Origin of the sequence: Paenibacillus sp. FSL W8-0186 (genome assembly GCF_037969765.1) — a bacterium.
Taxonomy (GTDB): Bacteria; Bacillota; Bacilli; order Paenibacillales; family Paenibacillaceae; genus Fontibacillus; species Fontibacillus woosongensis.
Genome location: NZ_CP150207.1, coordinates 3,865,900 through 3,887,131 on the forward strand (window position 1 = coordinate 3,865,900; position 21,232 = coordinate 3,887,131).

Genomic DNA, 21,232 nt, shown 5'->3' on the forward strand with positions numbered 1-21,232 from the left:
ATGCAGCTTCGTCAGATTAACGAAGGGCGAACCATAACTTTAATCCCTTTCGGCACATGGGCAGCAACGACGGAACCATTCTCGCCGTTAATTTTGATCCAGCCCAATCCTGAAATGAAGACGTCCATACGGCTGCCTCTTGGAATGCGGAATTCATGCCGCGTGAAGTCCGGCAGCTTCTGCAGGTTCTCGCGGGAAGGAGGGGACAGGAGCTCTCCGCCATGCACCTCGAATAGCTCGTCCGCTTTCTCCAGCTTCGTCCGATGAATCGGAACCCGTCCGCTGATGAAGCACGTGAACGATTGCCGTTCCCCTTGAATAAAGTCAAAACGGCCGAACCCGCCGAAGAACAGTGTCTGCCCTTCGTTGAGCTGGTATACGGCCGGCTTAATGGGCTTGTCCGGCAAAATGGCGCCCAAATCCTCCGGGCTGACCAATTCGCTGTAACGGGACGGGTACACGATTCCTGGCGTATCGATGATGGCGCGGCCGTCATCCAATGGAATATGAACCATGTCTAGCGTTGTTCCCGGATAACGGGAAACCGTCAGCTCCTGATCCAAATCGCTGTAATCGCGAATCAACCGGTTGATCAGCGTAGACTTGCCTACATTGGTCGCGCCGACGACGTACACGTCGCGTTTGCCGCGATGCTCGGCCACGGCATCCAGCAGGCGGTCGAAACCGCTGCTCTGCTTCGCGCTGCACAGGACGATGTCCTCGACTTTCAGCCCGGCTTCCTTTGCTTCCTTCTGCACCCAATTGCGGACTTTATTCCAATTGGTTACCTTGGGCAGCAGGTCGGTTTTATTGACCGCCAGCAACACGGGATTGTTGCCGATGAACCGCTGCAGACCCGATATGATGCTCCCCTGGAAATCAAAGATGTCTACGATATGGATGACCAGCGCCTCTTTGCCGCCAATCTGGCTCAGCAATCTCAGAAACTCATCCTGCTCGACCGTAATCGAAGACGATTCATTATAGTTCTTAATCCGGAAGCAGCGCTGGCAAATGATGATCTCCTTCTCTATAGCCTGCGCCGGTACGTACCCCGGTTGATCCTTATGCTCGCTCTGCAGCTTAATGCCGCAGCCGCCGCAGCGTCCGGCGTTCCGTTCGCCATGTTCCTCTCTCACTTATTTTCCTCCTCCAGCCATAATCCGCTCTTATGAAGCCTGCGCTTGACGATTCGTTCCAGCCGGCGGTTAAACCTGGTCCCAAAGCCTTCATCGGCAACGGCAATCGGCAGCACCAGCACAGTAAATAGCCCCAAACGGTTGCCGCCGTACACATCGGTCATCAGTTGGTCCCCGACTACAATAGTATTCTTGGGGGCCAGTCCCATTATGCTGAGCGCTCTATGGAAGGCAGAGCCCAGCGGCTTTCTCGCCGCATGCACAAATTCGATATTTAAAGGGGTAGCGAATTTCGACACCCTGTCCAGATTATTGTTTGACACAATGACAAGTTTAAACCCGAATTTCTTCACCTTTTCAAACCATTCGACGAGTTCGGGCGTAGCTAATGGCGCCTTTGCCCCGACTAGGGTATTGTCCAAGTCCGTAATGATTCCCCGGTACCCTTGCGCATAAAGGCTTTCCAAGTCGATATCAAATACGCTGTTCACTCTCAGCTTCGGCAAAAATCTCTCAAACAAATACGTTCACCTCGGTTTCATACGACAAACTATACCACAATCTTCCCGCGACTTCCTTATATTTTAAAAAAGAAAACGCCCCCGTTGCAAGCGCACCGGGGACATTTCGGAAATTGAATCCCGTCTCTGTTAGTTATGCGGAATTGTTTCTCCCTTTAACCGACTTGCTCAGCTTGCGCGAGAGCTCCTTCACTTCCAGCAAGTGCTCCGGCAGCACGGCATCCGGGCTGTAGTTCGCCTTCTCAAAGCTGGTCAATAAAGGGCGAAGCAGTTGTGCGAGCTCCGGCTGATCCTGCTCCCAACGAACAAAGGATTCCCGCATCGTTTCATGCTCTTCCCGGTACAGCCCCTGCCGCCGCAAACGCCGGACCACTCCGAGCACCTCAAAGGATATTTTCTCCGCCAAAGTCAGGCTGCGTCCAAGCCTTATTCTTACTAACGCCAAATATAACTCGGATCGGAACATATACAGGAGCGATGAAACGAGTGTAGTCAACGAGATTCCAAATACCCAGCGCAGCACCTTTGGATCCATGCTATCGAGCATGCCGGACATCTCCTCGCTGCTTGCGTCATCCTCCGTCAAATCCTCGCTCCACGTATCTACGCTTTCCTCTTCCGGGGTCAGCAGCGTCGTATCGAAGCCGGGAGTTGCCTCAAACGGGATCCAGCCATATTCTTCCCCGAAGTACAGCTCAGCCCAGGAATGAGCGTCTGAATTGCTTACACTGTAGCCAGTCTCCATTTCCGGGAACCGCTGCATCATTTCCATGCTGGGCATGCTCCCCGGCGCATAGCCTTTGACCCATCTTGCCGGAATTTGCAGGGAACGGGCCATCATCACCATAGACGTCGAGTAATAATCGCAATAGCCCTGCTTGATTTCGAACAGGAAGCTGTCGACGAAGTCCTCGCTTTGCTTCCTCGTCAGATCGGGCTTGTTCGTATATTCATAATTTTGCCGGAGGTACGCTTGCAGCAGTTCCATTTTCTCGTAGGGCGTAGCGCCCTCTGCCGTAACTTCCTCCGCCAGCTCACGTACCCTCTGCGGAAAATTAGCCGGAATCTGCAAATACTGGCTATTCACGTTCCGTGAAGAATAAAGCGCGTCATAGCTTGCCTGCCTTAATTCGTCCAGCGGAATGACCGGGATCTCCGCAGTCACCTTGTACCGCTTCGGATAAGCATAGCCGGGATCGGCTCCGCTAAAACCGTTCCAGCGCAGCTCCGCCTCCTTGCTGGCCCAATGCATCCGGGGCCGGGCTTCCGGTGCCTCATCCAGTACTTCCACGCTGCTGATAGCGTAACCCCCGAATAACACCGGATAATCTTTATCCGTCTGCATCGTAACAATCTGCTCCACCTTACGGGTCTCTATCTGGCCCGCATCGCGGTTAACAAGAGGCTGGCTATTGTCGCCGCCACCTGCATAGAAATGCGTGTCCCGTTCTTCTTTGTCCAGATCGGCCCAGCCGGCGCCGGTGTATATCCGGCGGGTCTCTCCCCGCCAATACGAACGGACATCGGAAGTCACATTCATGACCGGGCTGTAGCTGAATTCGAAGCCGCCTCCCAGACGGGTGTCGTCTCGGCTATAGCCGGACAATACCTCCTCCGGCGAATTCGGCGACGAAATAGTGCTCGTTTCGCTGGACGGTACGGCACCCGGACCGGGCGCCTGTACAGCCGCGCCTCTTTTCTTCCAGGCCGTGTACGGATCCGTCAAAATAGGCGAAACCGCAGGCATGCTTACCCCGATCAAAAGTACCGAAGCGAAAATAACGACGATGTTCAGCGTAATTTTCAGCGGCTCTTTGCGCAGCTTCACCCATCCTTGCGGGTATTTAAGCTGAAATTTGCGGAAATGCAGGCATACTAGCCATCCCAACCCAGCGAACACTAGCCAAGCGACATTTCCCCACAAATAATAGGAAGTAAAGGAATCCAATATGGTCAAGGCAATCAAATTGCAGCTCAAGAACATGATGACCTTGACGCGATCTGTCAGCAAGCGGATCAGCAAATCGAACAATGCCCAAGCGGCCAGGACAAACCAGATATAAGGGGACGAGTGCGCTAGCAGTTGGCGAGCCTGATCCGGAAAGAGCGGGCCGCTCGGATAATAAATATAAATGCCTAAAATGATTCGGAGTATCACAATAAGTGCAAGAGATTTCAATGTCCAGTTAAGCCATGGGCGAGAATGCAGCAATGCTTCACATAAAGCGACGGCAAAGACCGTTGCCGTAACGAGAGCCGTCGTCTCCTGATACCAAATTGGTTCTGTATAATCGATCCACTGCATGGCGATGATCATCATCCAGACAATGACAAAGAGCCTATACCATGCCGGCTCGGCCGATTTTACCGCATTGTTCATGTGAATCCCCCTCCCATCGCGGAGGGAAGTTCCTGCAGAGAGGAGACTTGAATTCCCCGGATTTCCCGGTGATGCAGAGCCGTTTGCCAGGAAGAACGGGCTCCTCCCTCCTGTCCTGGGACGGACACCTGAATATGATAGGGCGTCATCCGTCTCATTTTGGCCCAGCCAAAGACGTTGGCCGCCGTTTTATCCGCCAGCGGACTGATCCAAATGAAGAAAGAGCTCTCCGGGAAAAAGTCCCGGATCTCGTCCAGGCGTTCTTGGTGGCTCCCGCTTCCGTCCGCATTGATATCGACTAGATGCTGGATCATTTGCTGGCGCTCGATATATCCTTCGGCTGGGGCAAATCTGCGAAGCTCCTGACCTAGCGTACAGAGTCCCATGCTGATCCTTTCCCGCAAACCGTATTCGAGCAAAGATGCGCAGACGGACACTGCCAGTTCAAACTGCTGCGAAGTCTTATAGCTGCTTGCATTTGCATCCAGGACCAGGATGGTCTTCGGAAGAGACTCATGCTCGAATTCCTTGGATTTCCAAGTTCCCGTCTTCGCCGTTGCGCCCCAGTGTATTCTGGAAATCCGGTCGCCGTAGACGTAATCGCGAACCCCGTTGATTTGCGTCGTCTCGCGGCGGGAATTGGACACGGCCGTCTCCGGTCCGGGCAGCCTCGAATTCCGGCTGTATAGCTGCCAATGGGGAATGAACACCGTTCTTGGAAGCACGCGGAATTGGGCAGCGGCCTGAAAAGTCCCCTTATGCTCCATAAGGCCAAAAATATCCTCGGACGTGCATTCCGTCCCTGCAAATTCATACTGCCCCCGTTCCAGCGGAGGCGTATTATATATGAGTTCGGCCTCACCGCGGTTTTGGGGAATGACGCTATCCTCAAACGCCCACGAATCGCCATTATGGCGCTTCATGACCTCTCGAACGATGATATACGGCAGCGGCAGTAATCTGGGGAGCTGAAGCTGCAGCCTAATTTGAGCCTGGTCCCCGGCCTGAAGCAGAAATTGCTCTCCATGTACGGACAGCATCGTCCGGTGGCCCTTAATTTGGCGGATTCCCCACAGACTGCTGAGAAGCCAGTAACATACGAGCAAGGTAACCATCGCAAAGAGCATAAATGAAGTTTTGCCGCCCTGAAATAACAAATAGAGCAGACAAATCAGCCATAGGGAGGCGACTCTCCAAAATTTCAATGAACGTACGCCTGATTTCCATGTATTCAGCAGGGCTCGCATCTTCTCAACCTACCGAAGAGATGGGCACTTGCGCCTGCTTAATGATTTGCTGAAGCACCTGCAGCGCGCTCATACTGCCGAGCCGGGCTTCCGGGCGAAGCAGGATCCGGTGGCCAAGCACATAAGGTGCAAGCGTCTTGATATCGTCGGGAATGACGTAATCCCGCTCCTGAAGAAAGGCGTACGCTTTTACCGCCATAACGAAAGCAAGCGAAGCCCGAGGACTTGCCCCAAGAAGGACAGCCTCATGCTCCCGGGTACGGCGGACGATGCCAAGCAAATAATCGCCCAGAGCATCGCTCAAATAAACGTCGCGGATCTCCTCTTGGATCTTGGCGATTTCATCCATCGTAGTCACGGCATGAAGCTGATCGGCAGGCTGGCCCTTGGCATGAAACAGCAGCATGGTTTTCTCTGTTGCCGCATCAGGATAGCCCATCGCTATTTTCATCATGAAGCGATCCAGCTGAGCTTCCGGCAGCATATAAGTACCCTCGAAATCGATCGGGTTCTGAGTGGCGCAAAGCATGAAAGGATGCGGCAGCTCATATGTATGACCATCCGCCGTCACACTGCGTTCCTCCATAACTTCCAGCAGGGCCGACTGGGTCTTCGTAGTCGCGCGGTTAATCTCGTCGGCAAGCAAAATATTCGTCATGACCGGACCCGGCCGAAATACGAAGCGTTCTTCATGCGGATGAAAAACCGATACGCCAGTTATATCGCTCGGCAAAATGTCGGGATTGCATTGGATGCGGCGGTATTCTCCGCTCATGGACTTGGCCATCGCTTTGATGAGCTGGGTTTTTCCCGTTCCGGGCACATCCTCGATCAATACGTGACCTCCGGCAAGGAGAGCAGTGAGAAGAAGGGTGATCTCAAATTCTTTTCCCAATATGCAGGATTCCAGGTTTGCTCGGACAGCAGATATCGTTTGTATCGATTGCTCTCTTACGGGCATCAAATATTCCCTCCTCAGACATCATTCGTCACACTTATACTTATTGTACATGAAGCAGGGAGGGGAAGTACACATGCATAATAAATCCCCGTAAAGCGTTGCACGCTCTAACGGGGATTCATACTCGCTTATCCTCTTGGCCGAACGACAAGGGCAGCCAGGAAGGAGAAAATAATCGCCGCTGAAATGCCGGCGCTGGTTACTTCAAAGATGCCGGTGATGACGCCGATCCAGCCATCCTTCTGCAGCTCTGTCAATGCGCCGTGTACCAGCGAATTGCCAAAGCTTGTGATTGGCACCGAGGCGCCAGCCCCTGCGAATTTAATCAGCGGATCATACCAGCCGAACGCATCCATCACCGCGCCGATTACGACAAGCGTGCTCATCGTGTGAGCCGGAGTCAGCTTTATGACGTCAAACATCAACTGTCCGACGACGCAGAACAACCCTCCAACGATAAAAGCCCACAGAAAAATCATTGCCCACCATCCTCCATTTCCAAACTACCGCATGAGCGATGCAGGGTATGCTCTCATGCTTTGCCAAATATTATTTACCGCTTCGCCACTTGTTATGTTTGGTAAATCATCCATAATGGCATATGCCGCGGGATCTATGCATAAAAAAGGCGCATCTCCTAAGCCGTTTCGCCAAGGAGATTGCGCTTCTGCCGTATTATTTCTTATGTCGCATGTTGACCCGTCCTATCTTGTCTACAAATATTGAAGCACGATAACGAGCAAAATGAACAACAAACAGATCAGCAGCCAGTCCCTCGAATACCGTTCCATCGCCATTGTCATTGCCTCCCTATGACTCCCAGCATGCTCTTCTGCAATTATATGCAAGATCTTGGTTCGACGTGAATGGACAATCCAGAAAAGCTGGTTCATACTAAAAATAGACGGAAGGAGAGACATTTCATGAATGAAGAAACACGCTCATTATTCAAGCAATTAACCGAGTTTCCAGCAGCTCCGGGCTTCGAAAGAGATCTTCGGGGACTGCTAAAAGAGAAGCTGTCGGCATATACGGAAGAATTTGTACAGGACCGCCTGGGCAGCCTGTTCGGCGTCATCCGCGGCGATGAGCAAGGCCCTAAAGTAATGGTTGCCGGGCATATGGACGAAGTAGGCTTTATGGTTACGGGGATTACGGAAACCGGCATGGTCACGTTCCAGCCGCTCGGCGGCTGGTGGAGCCAGGCAGTATTGGCCCAGCGCCTGCAGATTATTACGCCGGATAGGACCATTATCGGTGTTGTCGGCTCTACACCGCCGCATTTACTTGACGATGCGGCCCGCAGCAAGCCCGTGGATATTAAAGCGATGTATCTGGACGTCGGGGCGGATGACCGCGCCGAAGCGAAAGCCTTCGGTATTCGCCCCGGGCAGCAGATTGTACCGATCTGCGAATTTACTCCGCTGGCCAACCCCAAGAAGATTATGGCTAAGGCCTGGGACAACCGCTATGGCGTCGGGCTTGCCATCGAGCTGATGCAGGCGGTGCATGGCAAGCAGCTCCCGAACACACTCTATTGCGGAGCGAACGTTCAGGAAGAGCTTGGCCTGCGCGGAGCAAGAACGGCAGCGAACCTGATTCAGCCGGATATCTTCTTCGCTCTGGATGCCAGTGCCGCCAACGATATGACTGGAGACAAGCGGGCGTTCGGCAGGCTCGGCGAAGGAACCTTGCTGCGGATTTACGATCCGAGCATGCTGACACACCGCGGCCTCCTGGAATACGTGCAGGATACGGCCGACACGCATCGCATCAAGTATCAATACTTTGTCTCTCCGGGAGGAACTGACGCAGGCCAAGTCCATTTAAGCGGCATCGGCGTCCCGTCGGCTGTCATCGGCATATGCTCCCGTTATATTCATACATCCTCTTCGATCATCCACACCGATGATTATGCGGCGGCTAAGGAGCTGCTGATCAAGCTCGTCGAAGGGCTGGATCGCACTACGCTGAACACGATTCTCGAGAATAGCTGACAATAAACGTTTAAGGCGCCTGCTCTTGCAGGCGCCTTTTGCAGTGTTATCTATGATATTTTACTTCAGCGCGCTCTCCAGAATCATGACGCCGCGGCCAGGCACCGTAACCGAGCCTTTGACCGTCTCGTTCGTAAGAAGATCCTTCTGTTCTCCGTCGCCGATCCGCACCTCTGCCGGAGCAGCATTATGGTTAAGCAGGAACAGATACGCGTTTCCGTTCTTCACGCGCCGGGCTGATTCCACGCCCTCTCCCGCGGACACTAGCGGCTCGATACCTTTCTCTGCGCATAGATTAGCTAAGAATCCTTTCAGGAAGGAAGCATCGGGACTGCTGGCTACATAATAGGCTTGACCGGAGCCAAACCGATTTCTTGTGATAACCGGCATGCCCTGGTAGAAATCATCGCCATACTCAGCCAGAACTTCCGCTCCTTCGGAATGGATCAAATCGCAGAGCAGGCTGCAGTCATATTCTCCCTGCAGCTCTCCCCATGGCTGCTTCATGACGATTCTGTTCTTTTGATCCGGGAACAGCGCATCGATCTCCTCAGCCCAAATGCCAAGCAGGGAGCGAAGCTCTCCCGGATATCCTCCCAGCGTGACAATGTCATTCTCATTGACGATTCCGCTGAAGAAGGTTGTCACAAACGTGCCGCCGCCAGCTGTAAACTCCTCCGATTTCTTAGCAAAGCCCGGCTTTACCATGTACATCACCGGAGCGATGACGATGTCGTATTTGCTGAAGTCCTCCTCCACACTCACCATGTCTGCCTCGATGTTCATCTGGAAGAGAGCATCGTAAAATTTATGCACTTCATTCACATAGTTCAAGGCGACCGTCGGCCCGCTCGACAATTCGATGGCCCAGCGGTTCTCCCAGTCATAAACGATGGCAATTCTCGCCTGCGTTCTCGCGTCGATCAGCTTGTCGGACAACTGCTGCAATTCGCGTCCAAGCTCGGCACACTCCCGGAAAACGCGCGTATGCTCATGCCCGACATGTTCGATGACGGCGCCATGGTATTTCTCGCAAGCCCCGATTGAGCGCCGTAATTGGAAGAACATGACCGTATCCGCGCCTCTGGCAACGGCCTGATAGCTCCATAAACGCATAACGCCAGGCCGTTTCAGAGAGTTATAAGCCTGCCAGTTCTGCTGGCTCGGCGTCTGCTCCATGAGCATGAACGGCTGCCCGCTTCTAAGTCCGCGCATTAAATCATGGCTCATTGCCGTAAAGCTGACCGGCGTGTCCAGGGAAGGATAGTTGTCCCAGGAAACGACGTCCATTTCTTTGCCCCATTTGAAATAATCCAGCTCAGGGTAAGTCCCCATCAGATTAGTCGTGATCGGAATATTCGGCGTATGCTTCCTGATTTCATCATGTTCCAGCTTGTAGCATTCCAATAAGCTGTCCGACATGAATCTGCGGTAATCGAGGGAAATCCCCTGGAAGTTCGTGCGGTTGCCGTTCCACTCTTCGCTCAACTCGCTCGGCTGTACGATTTCGTCCCACTCATAGAACGTGTGTCCCCAGAATCTCGTATTCCAAGCCTTGTTCACGTTTTCGATTGTGCCGTAACGCTTCTTAAGCCATACGCGGAAGGCTTTGGCACAGTTGTCGCAATAGCAGTAGCCGCCGTATTCGTTAGAAACGTGCCAGATCAGCAGTGCGGGATGATCCTTATACCGCTCGGCCAGCTTTCCGGCAATACGGGCGGAATATTTGCGGTAAGTCGGGCTGTTCGGACAAGAATTGTGCCGCCCGCCGAATTTGCGCTTTCTGCCCTGTACATCTACACGCGTCACGTCAGGATATTTCTTGGCCATCCAGGCCGGGTGTGCTGCCGTGCTTGTTCCCAGGCAAACATACACTCCATTGTTATATAACCGATCTATCGTGGCATCCAGGGCCGAAAAATCATAGGTCTCTTCATCGGGCTGAAGAACGGCCCAGGCAAAAACGTTTATCGTCGCCACATCGATGCCCGCCAGCTTGAACATGCGGTCATCCTCGCTCCAAACCTCTGGCCCCCATTGCTCCGGGTTATAGTCCCCTCCATACCAAATCTTCGGCAGCTTATCATTAATCAATGCGATACACATCCTTTAATGAAATATAATTATATTATCATTGTAATTGCTTAACTTACTGCTATATATATAATAATATTGATTGAGGATATAATAATATGGAACTCTATCAGGCAGGTGATTCTGATGACCGCAAAAGCGATGCGCCGCTTCGTATTCTCACCGTCCGGCGCCTCTGGGCTGCCGGTTAGCGTAGAGAGCATCGGCTATAATCCTGAGCAGGAGCCCATCTCCCGCCCGGAAGGGTATCCTAAATATCACTGGATTCAAACCGAAGAAGGCGAGGGAATCCTGCATTTTGCCAATGAAACGGTCAGGCTGACCGAAGGAACAGGCGTGCTATTGCCCCCTGGACTGCCCCATCGTTACGAAGCTGATCCCGCCGGAGTATGGCGCACTTATTATTTGACTTTCGGAGGCGAGGCTGCCGCGTACATTCTGGCCTCCTTTGGCGTGCTGACTTCATCGTTGTACCGCCTGGACACCGACTCGCCGTTTGTTCCTTTGCTGAGCCACATGCTGGCTAGACTCGACACGGACACCGATATGTTCGGTCTTGAGACGTCCACGGATGCCTACCGCTTCCTTGGCCTGCTTAGCAAATACGGCCAAGTCAGCCAGATGTCCGCCTCCCAGAACATCGAAAGGCTGATTCCCGTATTGAAATGGATGGAGCAGAATTTTAGCGACAGCGATGTCGGTCTTGATGATCTCGCCGAAACCGCCCAAATGTCGGGACGGCAGCTGAGCAAGCTGTTTCAGCGGGCCTTCAGCCTGTCCCCGTATGCCTACTTCGTGCAGATGCGCATACATAAGGCGAAGGAGCTGCTGGCCGGCCGCTCCGATTTAACAGTGGCGGCGATAGCGGAGCATACCGGGTTTCGCGACCCGAGTCACTTCGTTGCGACGTTCCGCAGAAATACTGGCATGACCCCGCAGCAGTTCCGCAAAATCTATTCATAATAACTCTAAGCTTTTTTACCAGCCAAGCTGGGGGTTAAAAAACAAAAACCCCAGAAGACGGAGGCCTCCATCTTCTGGGCATTCTTGCAATTGCCATTTAGGATCATCTGAGGGCTTTCAATGAAGATGAAAATAAGGTTAGGTCAACTTATCAACTTATCGATAAGACGCACCATGACCGCAACAGCCTCTGCGCGCGAAGCTGGATCAGCAGGAGCGAATTTGCCATCTCCCTTGCCTGTCACGATTCCAGCCGCAGCGAATGCATGAATCGCCTCCGCAGCCCAGCTAGATTCAGTATCAGAGAATGGAGATGACTCTGCCGGTACATAGTTTGTCAATCGAGCAAGAATAGCTACCATTTCCGCGCGAGTAATTTGCTGATTAGGGCGGAATGTACCGTCGCTATATCCCGAAATGATGCCCAACTCCTTCAATGCCGCAATCTCTTCCGCTCCCCAATGCTGCCGTGTATCCGCGAATAACGCATTGCCTGTGGATGCTAGTCCAAATGCTTTAGCAACCATCGTGGCAAACTCTGCTCTGGTAACACTGGCATGGGGTCTGAACGTACCATCCTCAAAGCCCCGTACAAAGCCCATGCGAGCAGCCCATTCAATGGCTGGAGCGCTCCATGCTGACGGAGACAAGTCGTTGAAGCTTACAGCAGGAGCATTTTGCCCACGTTCAGTTATTGCCCGAAGGACAACTAGGTCAACTTTATCGTTGAACACAGGCTTTGCTGGCGTTGGCTGAGCTGGCTCTGCTGAGCCGGGTTCAGGATCAGTTGGATCTGATTCCGCTGGAGCAGGTTGAATTGGTTCCGTTGGAGCAACAGACCCTGCCCGCTCTGTTGGGCGTGATGTGTTCCCACTCCCCGTATTGCCACTGCTGCTGGGTGTCGTTATCTTCACTCCTACCATAACGCTCACATTCTCATACGTCGCCGTAATGACCGATGTGCCTGCTGATCCGGCTGACACTACGCCAGCTTCATTGACCGTCGCCACGGACTCATTGCTTGTGCTGTAGCTTGCGAATGCAGTTACATCTGCTTTCGTATCATCCGAATAGTTCGCGGTGACGTTCAGCGCTTGCATATCACCCGGCTTTAACGATATTGACTCGGGTGTTACCATCAAATTTTCCAATGTTACAGGCTCTGGTTCTGGTTCAAGTACTAACTTTACCTTCACCCCTACCATTGTGCTCACGTTCTCATACGTCGCCGTAATCACCGATATGCCTTCAGCTGCGGCTGACACTACGCCAGTTTCATTGACCGTCGCCACGGACTCATTGCTTGTGCTGTAGCTTGCGAATGCAGTTACATCTGCTTTCGTATCATCCGAATAGTTTGCGATGACGTTCAACGCTTGCATATCACCTGGCTTTAACGATACTGACTCGGGCGCTATCGTCAAACTCTCCAGTGTTACTGGCTCCGGTTCTGGCTCCGGCTCCAGTACTGACGTTATAGTTACATCTACCGTTGCGATCTCGCCCTCATACATAACGGTCACCACCGCTGTGCCTGCTGCTGCGGCTGTTACTTTGCCAGCTTCACTAACCGTCGCTACGGCCTCATTGCTCGTACTGTAACTTGCTGTTGCCGTTACGTCTGTCTGTGTTTCGTCCGAATAGTTCGCCGTGACTTTCAATCCTTGCGTTTCGCCCACCTTTAACGAAATAGTCTCGGGCGCTATCGTCAAATTCTCCAATGTTACCGGCTTTGCCTTATGCAAACGCAGCTCTGCCATATTGCCATACCATGCGCCAGAGTTATATATCCGAATGTAACGGTACGGTACACTTTCGCTGATAGAAAATGTTTGCCATTCCATGGTTGATGCCGCTGGAACCGTTAAATCTGTCCACGTCATATTATCGTTGGAGCCTTGGACTACCGTGCCTTTAATTCTCGTGTAATACTGATCCTGCCTGGCCAGCAATTCAACCGCGGATAGTTGAACAGCATGGCCTTCTTTGAAGTCAAAGATGATATAGCTGCCGCTGCCTGAATTGCTGCCTGCACGGAAATCCGAATTCGTGCTTGCATTACTATCAAACAAATTATTTACCTGCTTCAGTGTGTCCGCTGCTGTTCTGCCTGCTGTAGAATCGATTAATTCACTAATGCTGGTCACATTCTCAATGACATTCATCTCGTCGACAAGGAGTAATGAAGAGAAATCCGTTGTAGACGTAATTGGAAAACCGTCACTTCCATCCTGCAGCTTATAGTTAATGGTGAAGTTGACCAGCCCTGCTGACACTCCTTCCTCCATGACTGCAGCTGCTATAAAGTTCACATCGTCCGCTGTGCTGACCACTGCTTCCTGCCCTTGAATCATGACTCGGACATCGTTGATGGCTTCTTTCGCCTGAATCGACAATTTAACGGTATCTCCCGAAACAATTCTGTTTCGTATGGCTTGCTCCGAGCTGATCGAAACCGATTCAAGCTGGCTCACAGATGTAACAGAACCATAAAACTTAACTTCAGCCATATTACCGAACCAGGCGCTGGAATTGTATAGACGAATATATCTGTAAGGGCCTGGATCCGTAATCTTCAATTGCTGCCACTCCTCCATGGAGGACGCTGCGCTGCTAATTGTCGTCCATGTTACATTATCGTTAGAGCCTTGCACTACCGTACCTCGTATTCTCGTATAGTACTGATCCTGCCTGGCAAGAAGATCTACGCTGTTAAGCTCAACCCTATTCCCTTCTTTAAAATCAAAGGTAATATAGCCTCCTGCTCCGCCCCCATTAAAGCGATAGTCAGAGAAGGTTGTCATGTCGTTGTCAAATAAGTAGCCTGTCTGCTTCAAAGTGTCCGCTGCAGATCTGCCCGTAGTGGAGTCGATAAGACTAGCCATTTCCAGTACATCGCTGATCAAAATCGACTCGTCAGCAAGAAACAGCTTGGAGCCATCGGTAGTAAAATATGCCGTATCTCCTGCTGTTCCATCATGGGTTAAGTAATCGATGGAGAATGCGATCGTCCCGGTTTCCGCCTCATCACCCATTGCAGCAATTGCGGTAAAGCTGATATGATCCGTGGTTTGAATATCCGCTTCCTGCCCCTGAATCACAACTCGAACATCACTGATTTCTTCTTTCGCTTCAAACGTTAGCTTGACGCTATCGCCTTTTGCAATTCTGCCTTTCATACTTTGGTCTGAGCTAATGGAAATAGACTCTAACCTGTTGCTAGCCTCATGGCGCTGCCCGAAAATTCTAAACTCGCTTAATTCCAGCATATTGGAAATTTTCCCGTGCAAAACATCTGGCTGCGGATCAATCATTTGGATTTTCAACAAACGAAACTGCGAATTTTGATACTCCTCTGCCACCTCAATTATCGACATTTCATTTGTAAATTCCGTTTGCCCTGGTGTAATTCTCGTCCAGTTGACTCCATCATTAGAGGCATAAACCGTCGTCCCAGCCATTCGATCGTCAAAATTCATCCTGCCTTCAAATCCAAAAGCCTCTGCTGTAACCTTATAATCAGGGCCAAAATCTATAATATGATAAAGATCTGGCGCCAGCGAGTATACAGGAAACGAATTATCATTGTCATCTACAAGGAGGGAGATGGAGTCTCCAAAAGTCGAGGTGACAATATGGCTATAATCCATGCTGCCATCCTTCAGCAGCGGAGTAAGCCGTTGAAGATTTTCGGCCGCTGCCTTCAAGGACTTCAGCTGCTCTACAAATTGTTCATTAGTCGCATTCACCAGCAGCTTTTCCGTCTCGGATAAAACCTGCTTATAATAGTTAAGCGATGCTGTCTCATAAAGCGTATTCGGATCATACAGAGAACGGATCGCCTCGACTGCGGCAGCCCGATCGGCAGCTACCGCTATCGTTACCTTCTTGGTCTCCAGGGTAGTGCCGTCTGATGCTTCTACTACAAAAGAATAGATTCCTGATTGCAGTGGCTTCCACAAAAATTCCCCGGTATTCGCATTTAATGAAGCTCCGTTCGGAAGCTCAGCTATGTTATACGTCAAAACATCCGACGAGCCGGAATCCGTCGCAGAGAAATCCAGCTGCAATGGCGCACCGACAAATACATCGATGGTTAAATCCGACTTCCCAGTATTAAAAATGGGCGGAGTCAGTTGTTCCCCTGCCTTGACGTTGAAGTGATCAATTCCCACGGTCGTGCCTTCGCCCTTTACATTCATATAAACCAAGCTAAAATCTCCATGCAGTTGGCCATATGAAACATGGTTGATACCCATATCAAAAGTTATATATCTCCACTCATTTCGTGTATCTGGCAAGGTTAACGTATGATACGGCTCAGCATCGAAGCCAGTGCTCAGCTCCAATACAGCCGGGCTGTTGCTGCGAAACTTCACTCCGACAAGGCTTGAAGTGCTGCGATTTCCAAAAGCAAGATTATGAACCGCAATTTTACTTCCCTCGGATGCAGGACTGAATTCCACATACGAAATTCCTTCATCCACCGCAGTCCGTGTGGTCTGATCAAAAGCAGTATACCTTTCTTCAAGCTCTACAAATGCTGCATGCTGCTCCTTAGGAAGATATTGGGTTCCTTCCACCTCGGCTTCCTGCGGAATGTAAAGCCAGAAGTCCCCTCCGCCGTCCACGCTTTCCCAAGCCTGTGTAAAGTTGCCCTGATAGTAGTAATTGGACGGGTTTCGCTTCACAAATGCTTCATAAAAATACGGCGCTTCTTCCGCTACATCCATATCCCTAACATACTTGTAGTAGTAATACATATCCCAGAATAGAGCCGTATTTGTTCTGCCCTTGTATAAATCGGAAATTTTATAATAGATGCCCTTAACCTCTCCATCGGGAAAAATCGAATGCGCCACAGGTGTCCACGGCGTGTCATACCCAAGCATAAACTGCCAAAAATAATCGGCTGCCTTCAGCACGCGATCATCCAAAAATTCATAGTAGCCTACGGCATGATCTTCCTCGGATACTGTACCTTCTATCGGATCTACTTTTGTTCCCTGAGCATAGAACATTCGTGCCAAAATCGCTGCATTGGTGAAATCACCTGCACCATGAGCCTGATCCCGTCCCATCTCCACGTGTTGGACCCTCGGCGAATCCAATGCCTCTCCAGTCGCTTCATTGGTTTCGACCAGGCGGAATAAACGCTTAATCGAGCCGTTGAAGCCTTGATTAAGCGCCGTTTTATTGACAGTAGCCCACTCCACAGCTTCATCGTATCTTTCTCTATTGTCAGTAAAAATATAGCCTGCCATTGCACCGAGAAGCGGATAAAGATGCTGGTTCATAAAATGGTTGTTATCGTGCTGAAAGGTTTCAATCACAGGGTTAATTAGATTATTGGTAAAATTGGCGGTATCCTCTTCCGTCCAGGCCAACGATCCATCTTGGTAACTGGTAGATCTTAAAATTTCTGCAGCAGTAACCATTCGATTGAGCGGAATACCGGTATGGATATGAGCATCATTAAAATACGCATACTGATCCGGATCCATCTGAGACCAAATCCGAATGATGTCCAATGCATTTTTACGATAAACTTCTTCACCCGTAACAACATACATTAGCGTTTGTGTATACGCTTTCAACCCATCCTGAATAAATCTTGAATTGATGCCCTGGCTATTGAACGCGTAGGATGCCGGCTTCGCAGGATCGCTAGAGCTGGCATGGCTTGAAGCCACTGTCTTTGAAGCCGCAGAGGATACGGTCATAGCCTGGTAATAGGAATACCATGGCTCCTTCTTCGCTAATACCTGCGTTCTCATGTTTTCCAGGACAGATTTAGTTACACCGACGCCAGGATGAATAAATCCATTGCTCTCACTTTCTATAATTTCAACCTGATAACCACTCCCAGGCGAAGCCGAAACGGATGCCGGTGTTATTATAGCGCAAGAAGCAAGCATTAGTGCGGCAAGAGAAGTCATCAGAAAACGCTTCCACATTGCCTTAAAAATAATCGTTCTTTTCATATAGCACCTCCATAGAACTATAACTAATCCCCAACAACCTATCCTCATAAAAAAATCCAGTTCTTTGCAGGAATTGAAGAGACAACTATCGTTTACATGCTTAAGCTTGAACTGGCCTCCTTCCTTATATTTTTACATAACCTCCAATTCCCCGTTTCATCATGTCTATAGCTGTTGTTTGCTCGTTCTAAGATTAACATCGCCTTATCTGATGATGAATGAAGTTTTTAAAGACTTATATGCAGGTTATTTAAGCTGCATGGCAATAACAAGGTTCAACCCTTTTGCCGTTAAACCTTTTTGCAGCACAAAAAAAGCGGCAGCTAATCTAGCCCCGCCTGCTCTAAATTAAACGATCCACGCAATAAAACACATCTGTCAATCGCTATTCCACATCAAAATCAAAATACTTCTTTGGATACGGCTCGTTGTTCAAGGTATAATGCCACCATTCTTTGTTGTACGGTTTGAAACCGGCAGCCATCATCGTTTCTTTGAGCAGCAGTCGATTCTTAGTCTGCACTTCTGTCAAGCCTGCTGCATCATGCGCGGAAATCTCGCCCAGGAAATCATGTATACCGCCCATATCAATTGGCTCTCCTGTTTCTTGATCAGCCAAGGTTAAATCTACAGTGCTTCCGCGTGAATGGCCTGACCGCTGCGAAAGGTAGCCCAGCTTGAACACATTTTTCTTATCGATGTCAGGATAGAACTCCTCCTTCATCTTGACATCCTGCTCCTCTGCCGCCCATTTCTTGAAATGCTCCACCGCCTTTTGCGGACGATAGGCATCATAAATGAGCAAGGAATAGCCCAGCGGTTCCAACGCTTGTTCTGCTTTTTTTAGCGCCTTTGCTGCTTGTACGCTTAAAATAGCAAACGGCGCATGATAGCCGTCGATTTGTTCTCCAACAAAGTTGTATTCACTATAATAGCGAATGTCATAGTAGGCATACTCGAGCACCTCGTCTGCATAAACAAACCCTTCAGGCAGCTCTCGCTTCTTCGCAATCCCGACAATCGGCTGATCCCCTGCTTGATCCGCCTCAGCTTCTAGCTGAGCTTCTTCCCCTTCCTGCGCGGAATTCTGCCCCATCTCCGCTTGATCGCTCTCCAAGCCTGGTTCAGCTCCAAGCTCTTCTTGTTCAGAGCTCTGCCCTTCCTCAGACATAGTTTGACTGGATAAATTCTCTTCATGTGCCGGCAAGGAAGTGGAGGAGCATCCTGCCAGTAATCCAGCCAATAATCCTGCCAAGACTAAGCCTAGTGTTAACCAATTTCTGTTCATAAGGTCTCCCCTTTCAGTTCTAAGAAACAATAAAACCGCCAAATCCGTAAATGCACAGAGAATATGCTCCTCTTACATTTAAGGATTTTGGCGGTGCATGATTGCATCATCTTAATATGTCTTTCAACCGTTGTCAACAGGTTGATCTTGCGGCAAACCCTGCGCGCTGGGAGCTAAAGGGTTGTGACCGGCAAAACAGCCGTAACAATTTTAGCTCCATAGTGCCGCAGCGCCTTAGTTCCGCCGTTGAATAAAGTACGTCTCGCCCGATTCCGCCCAGAACCGTTCCCCTGTATTGACGATGGTTCCGTCAGACGACTGAACATTTAGCGGCTCCGCATACTGAACTGAGCACCATCCTGTCAAGGTGGGGGTCAATTCAGCTGAACGAAGGCGGCCATTCTCCCATGCCGCGCTAACCGTGAAGCCGCCTCTGGCTTTTAGCCCGCGGAATCGGCCGTTCTTCCATGCCTCCGGCAGTGCCGGAAGCAGCTCAATCGTCTCTTCATGGCTCTGCAGCAGCATCTCGGCAATGCCCGCCGTTCCGCCAAAATTGCCGTCGATCTGAAACGGCGGGTGATCGTCGAACAAATTGGGATACGTCGAGCGGGACAGCAGAGTATTCACGAAACGATGCGCCGTATTCCCGTCCCTCAGCCGCGCATACAGGTTGATCAGCCAGGCGCAGCTCCAGCCGGTATGTCCGCCCCCTTGAACGATCCGGCTCTCCAGCGTCTTTCTGGCTGCCTCGGCAAAGTCCGGCGTGCGGGAAGGCGTGATGGCATTGCCGGGATAGAGCCCATATAGATGCGACACATGGCGATGGCCGGGCTCGGCTTCCGGGTAATCCCTGCTCCACTCCTGCAATCGGCCGTCCGGCCCTATTCCCGGCTTGGCCATGCGATCCAAAGCCTCCGCGAGCTGATGGGCAAACTCCCCGTCGATGTCCAAAAGCTCAGCCGCCTGCAGGCAATGACCGAACAATTCCCGGATAAGGTACAGATCCATCGTGGAGGCGGCTGAGACGCTGCAGGGCTCCCCTTCCTCCGTCAGAAACTTATTCTCCGGCGAGGTTGACGGTGCGGTAACCAGCTCGCCGCCCGGTCCAGGCACAAGCCAATCCAGACAGAATTCCGCAGCGCCTTTCATTAACGGATAAGCCGTCTCCGCCAGAAACTGCCGATCCCGATTAAAAGCATAATGCTCCCACAAATGCCGGCTTAGCCATACTCCGCCCATCGGCCAGAACGCCCAGCTCGGCTCCCCGTCCGACGGCCCAGCGGCTCTCCACAGATCTACGTTGTGGTGCGCCGTCCAGCCCCGGCAGCCGTAATGGATCCGCGCCGTCCGCGCCCCCGTCTCGCTCAAATCCTGAATCATGCGGAACAGCGGCTCATGCAGCTCGCTTAAATTGCATATTTCCGCCGGCCAGTAATTCATCTCGGTATTGATGTTTGTCGTGTAATTGCTATTCCAGGGCGGCTGCATATGCGGATTCCATATTCCCTGCAGATGCGCAGGCTGCGTGCCGGGCCGGGAGCTAGCCATCAACAGATAGCGGCCATATTGAAAATAGAGCGCCTCCAGCATCGGATCCGGCGTCCCCCCCTGATAGGCCTTGAGTCGTTCGTCTGTCGGCAAGGAGCTGACTTCCGCGGATAACTGTGGATTCAGCTCCAGCTCCACCCGGCGGAACAATGCCTGATGATCCTCGATATGCCGGCTGAGCAGCCGGTCATAGCCGTGTCGAGCCGCGGCTTCGAGCGGCTGTCTGCATTTCTCGGCTGCGCTAATCCCTGTATCCGTCCCCGGCATGACCCGGTAACCAGCAAAATCAGTCGCAGCCGCCAGCAGCAGCGTCACCGAGCTAGCGCCGGCTATATCAAGCCGGCCGCTCCGCACAGCCAGATTTCCCCCATCGTGCAGCACGCGCAATTGTGCTTCATACGACAACCCCAGCCCGTCTTCATAAAGGATGGACTGCGGGTGATCGCCCCGATAATTGTCGGCGATATGGCTCGGAGCCCGGCCCCGCATGACCAGGCCGGTCCCTTGCTCGCATGTCCCAACATTGTGCTGAAGCGGAGAGTCCAAGACGATAGACAGATGAATGGTTCCCTGTTCTTCCGCCTCCAGACGAACAGCCAGCACCTGATCGACGGCGCTGACGAACGCACGCCTCGTAAACCTGGTCCCGTCGGCACAATATGTCACGGCCGCAATGCCTGTGTCCAAATCCAGCTCCCGGTAATAATCCGTAATCTCACCTGTTCCCAAATGCTCTAATTTCAAATTGCCGAGCGGCTGGTACGATTCCGTACGCTTGCCCAGCATCTTCGCTTCGATTAGCCGCTCCGCTTCTTTGTATTCCCCCGCAAATATGAGCTCTCGCGACCGTTTCAAGTGACGAAGCGCATCATAATTTTGCGTGTCGCGAGGAAAACCGGACCATAGCGTATCTTCGTTAAGCGCAATCAGTTCGCTGCGGCTTCCTCCGAATACCATACCGCCCAGCCTGCCATTTCCGATAGGAAGTGCTTCTTCCCAGCGGGATGCGGGACATCTGTACCATAGCTTGGTGTCCTCGCTTCCGATACAGTGCTCTTTACTCATTTTCTCCCCTCCGATTGTAAAAAACTTAGAGAAAAAGGCCCGAGT

Annotated in this window: 12 protein-coding genes; 2 read left to right on the top strand and 10 right to left on the bottom strand. The window is 51.4% G+C overall.

Going from position 1 to position 21,232, the window contains the following annotated elements; translation table 11 throughout:
* Positions 1-11 precede the first annotated feature (11 nt).
* From yqeH to spoVAE, 6 genes are all read right to left on the bottom strand, one after another.
* Positions 12-1,139, bottom strand: coding sequence for a ribosome biogenesis GTPase YqeH (yqeH, locus tag MKX50_RS17460; RefSeq protein WP_213589976.1), 1,128 nt, complete (start codon positions 1,137-1,139; stop codon positions 12-14).
* On the bottom strand, positions 1,136-1,660 hold the full coding sequence (locus MKX50_RS17465) for a YqeG family HAD IIIA-type phosphatase (protein ID WP_155610530.1): 525 nt from the start codon (positions 1,658-1,660) through the stop codon (positions 1,136-1,138). The genes yqeH and MKX50_RS17465 overlap by 4 nt, the downstream gene beginning before the upstream one ends.
* Before the next feature lie 133 nt (positions 1,661-1,793).
* Positions 1,794-4,040, bottom strand: coding sequence for a transglutaminase domain-containing protein (locus tag MKX50_RS17470; protein WP_339157446.1), 2,247 nt, complete (start codon positions 4,038-4,040; stop codon positions 1,794-1,796).
* On the bottom strand, positions 4,037-5,287 hold the full coding sequence (locus MKX50_RS17475; protein ID WP_213589972.1) for a DUF58 domain-containing protein: 1,251 nt from the start codon (positions 5,285-5,287) through the stop codon (positions 4,037-4,039). Before MKX50_RS17475 ends, MKX50_RS17470 begins: the two co-directional genes overlap by 4 nt.
* A 4-nt stretch (positions 5,288-5,291) precedes the next feature.
* A complete protein-coding gene (locus MKX50_RS17480) occupies positions 5,292-6,248 on the bottom strand; it encodes a MoxR family ATPase (protein WP_213589970.1) in 957 nt (318 codons plus the stop codon).
* Between the two features lie 128 nt (positions 6,249-6,376).
* The gene (gene spoVAE / locus MKX50_RS17485; protein ID WP_155610534.1) at positions 6,377-6,727 is read right to left on the bottom strand and encodes a stage V sporulation protein AE; all 351 of its coding nucleotides are present in this window, start codon (positions 6,725-6,727) and stop codon (positions 6,377-6,379) included.
* Positions 6,728-7,171: 444 nt separating this feature from the next.
* Here spoVAE and MKX50_RS17490 point away from each other — a divergent pair, with 444 nt between their 5' ends.
* Entirely contained in the window at positions 7,172-8,245 is a 1,074-nt protein-coding gene (locus tag MKX50_RS17490) for a M42 family metallopeptidase (RefSeq protein ID WP_213589968.1), read from the top strand.
* A gap of 60 nt (positions 8,246-8,305) precedes the next feature.
* On the opposite strand, the gene MKX50_RS17495 is transcribed toward MKX50_RS17490, so the two are convergent.
* Entirely contained in the window at positions 8,306-10,339 is a 2,034-nt protein-coding gene (locus MKX50_RS17495) for a beta-galactosidase (RefSeq protein WP_213589966.1), read from the bottom strand.
* Positions 10,340-10,465: 126 nt separating this feature from the next.
* Between MKX50_RS17495 and MKX50_RS17500 the strand changes: the two genes are divergently transcribed.
* Positions 10,466-11,302 (top strand): AraC family transcriptional regulator, encoded by an 837-nt coding sequence (locus MKX50_RS17500; protein ID WP_339157447.1) that lies wholly within the window; start codon positions 10,466-10,468, stop codon positions 11,300-11,302.
* 143 nt (positions 11,303-11,445) lie between these two features.
* Here MKX50_RS17500 and MKX50_RS17505 read toward each other — a convergent pair whose 3' ends face one another.
* From MKX50_RS17505 to MKX50_RS17515, 3 genes are all read right to left on the bottom strand, one after another.
* Positions 11,446-17,286: an S-layer homology domain-containing protein gene (locus MKX50_RS17505; protein WP_339157448.1), complete on the bottom strand. Its 5,841-nt coding sequence runs from the start codon at positions 17,284-17,286 to the stop codon at positions 11,446-11,448.
* A 385-nt stretch (positions 17,287-17,671) separates the two neighbouring features.
* On the bottom strand, positions 17,672-18,574 hold the full coding sequence (locus MKX50_RS17510; protein ID WP_339157449.1) for a M15 family metallopeptidase: 903 nt from the start codon (positions 18,572-18,574) through the stop codon (positions 17,672-17,674).
* Positions 18,575-18,808: 234 nt separating this feature from the next.
* Positions 18,809-21,187 carry a glycoside hydrolase family 95 protein gene (locus MKX50_RS17515; protein ID WP_339157450.1) on the bottom strand — a complete coding sequence of 793 codons (2,379 nt, stop codon included), beginning with the start codon at positions 21,185-21,187 and terminating at the stop codon, positions 18,809-18,811.
* Between the last annotated feature and the right edge of the window lie 45 nt (positions 21,188-21,232).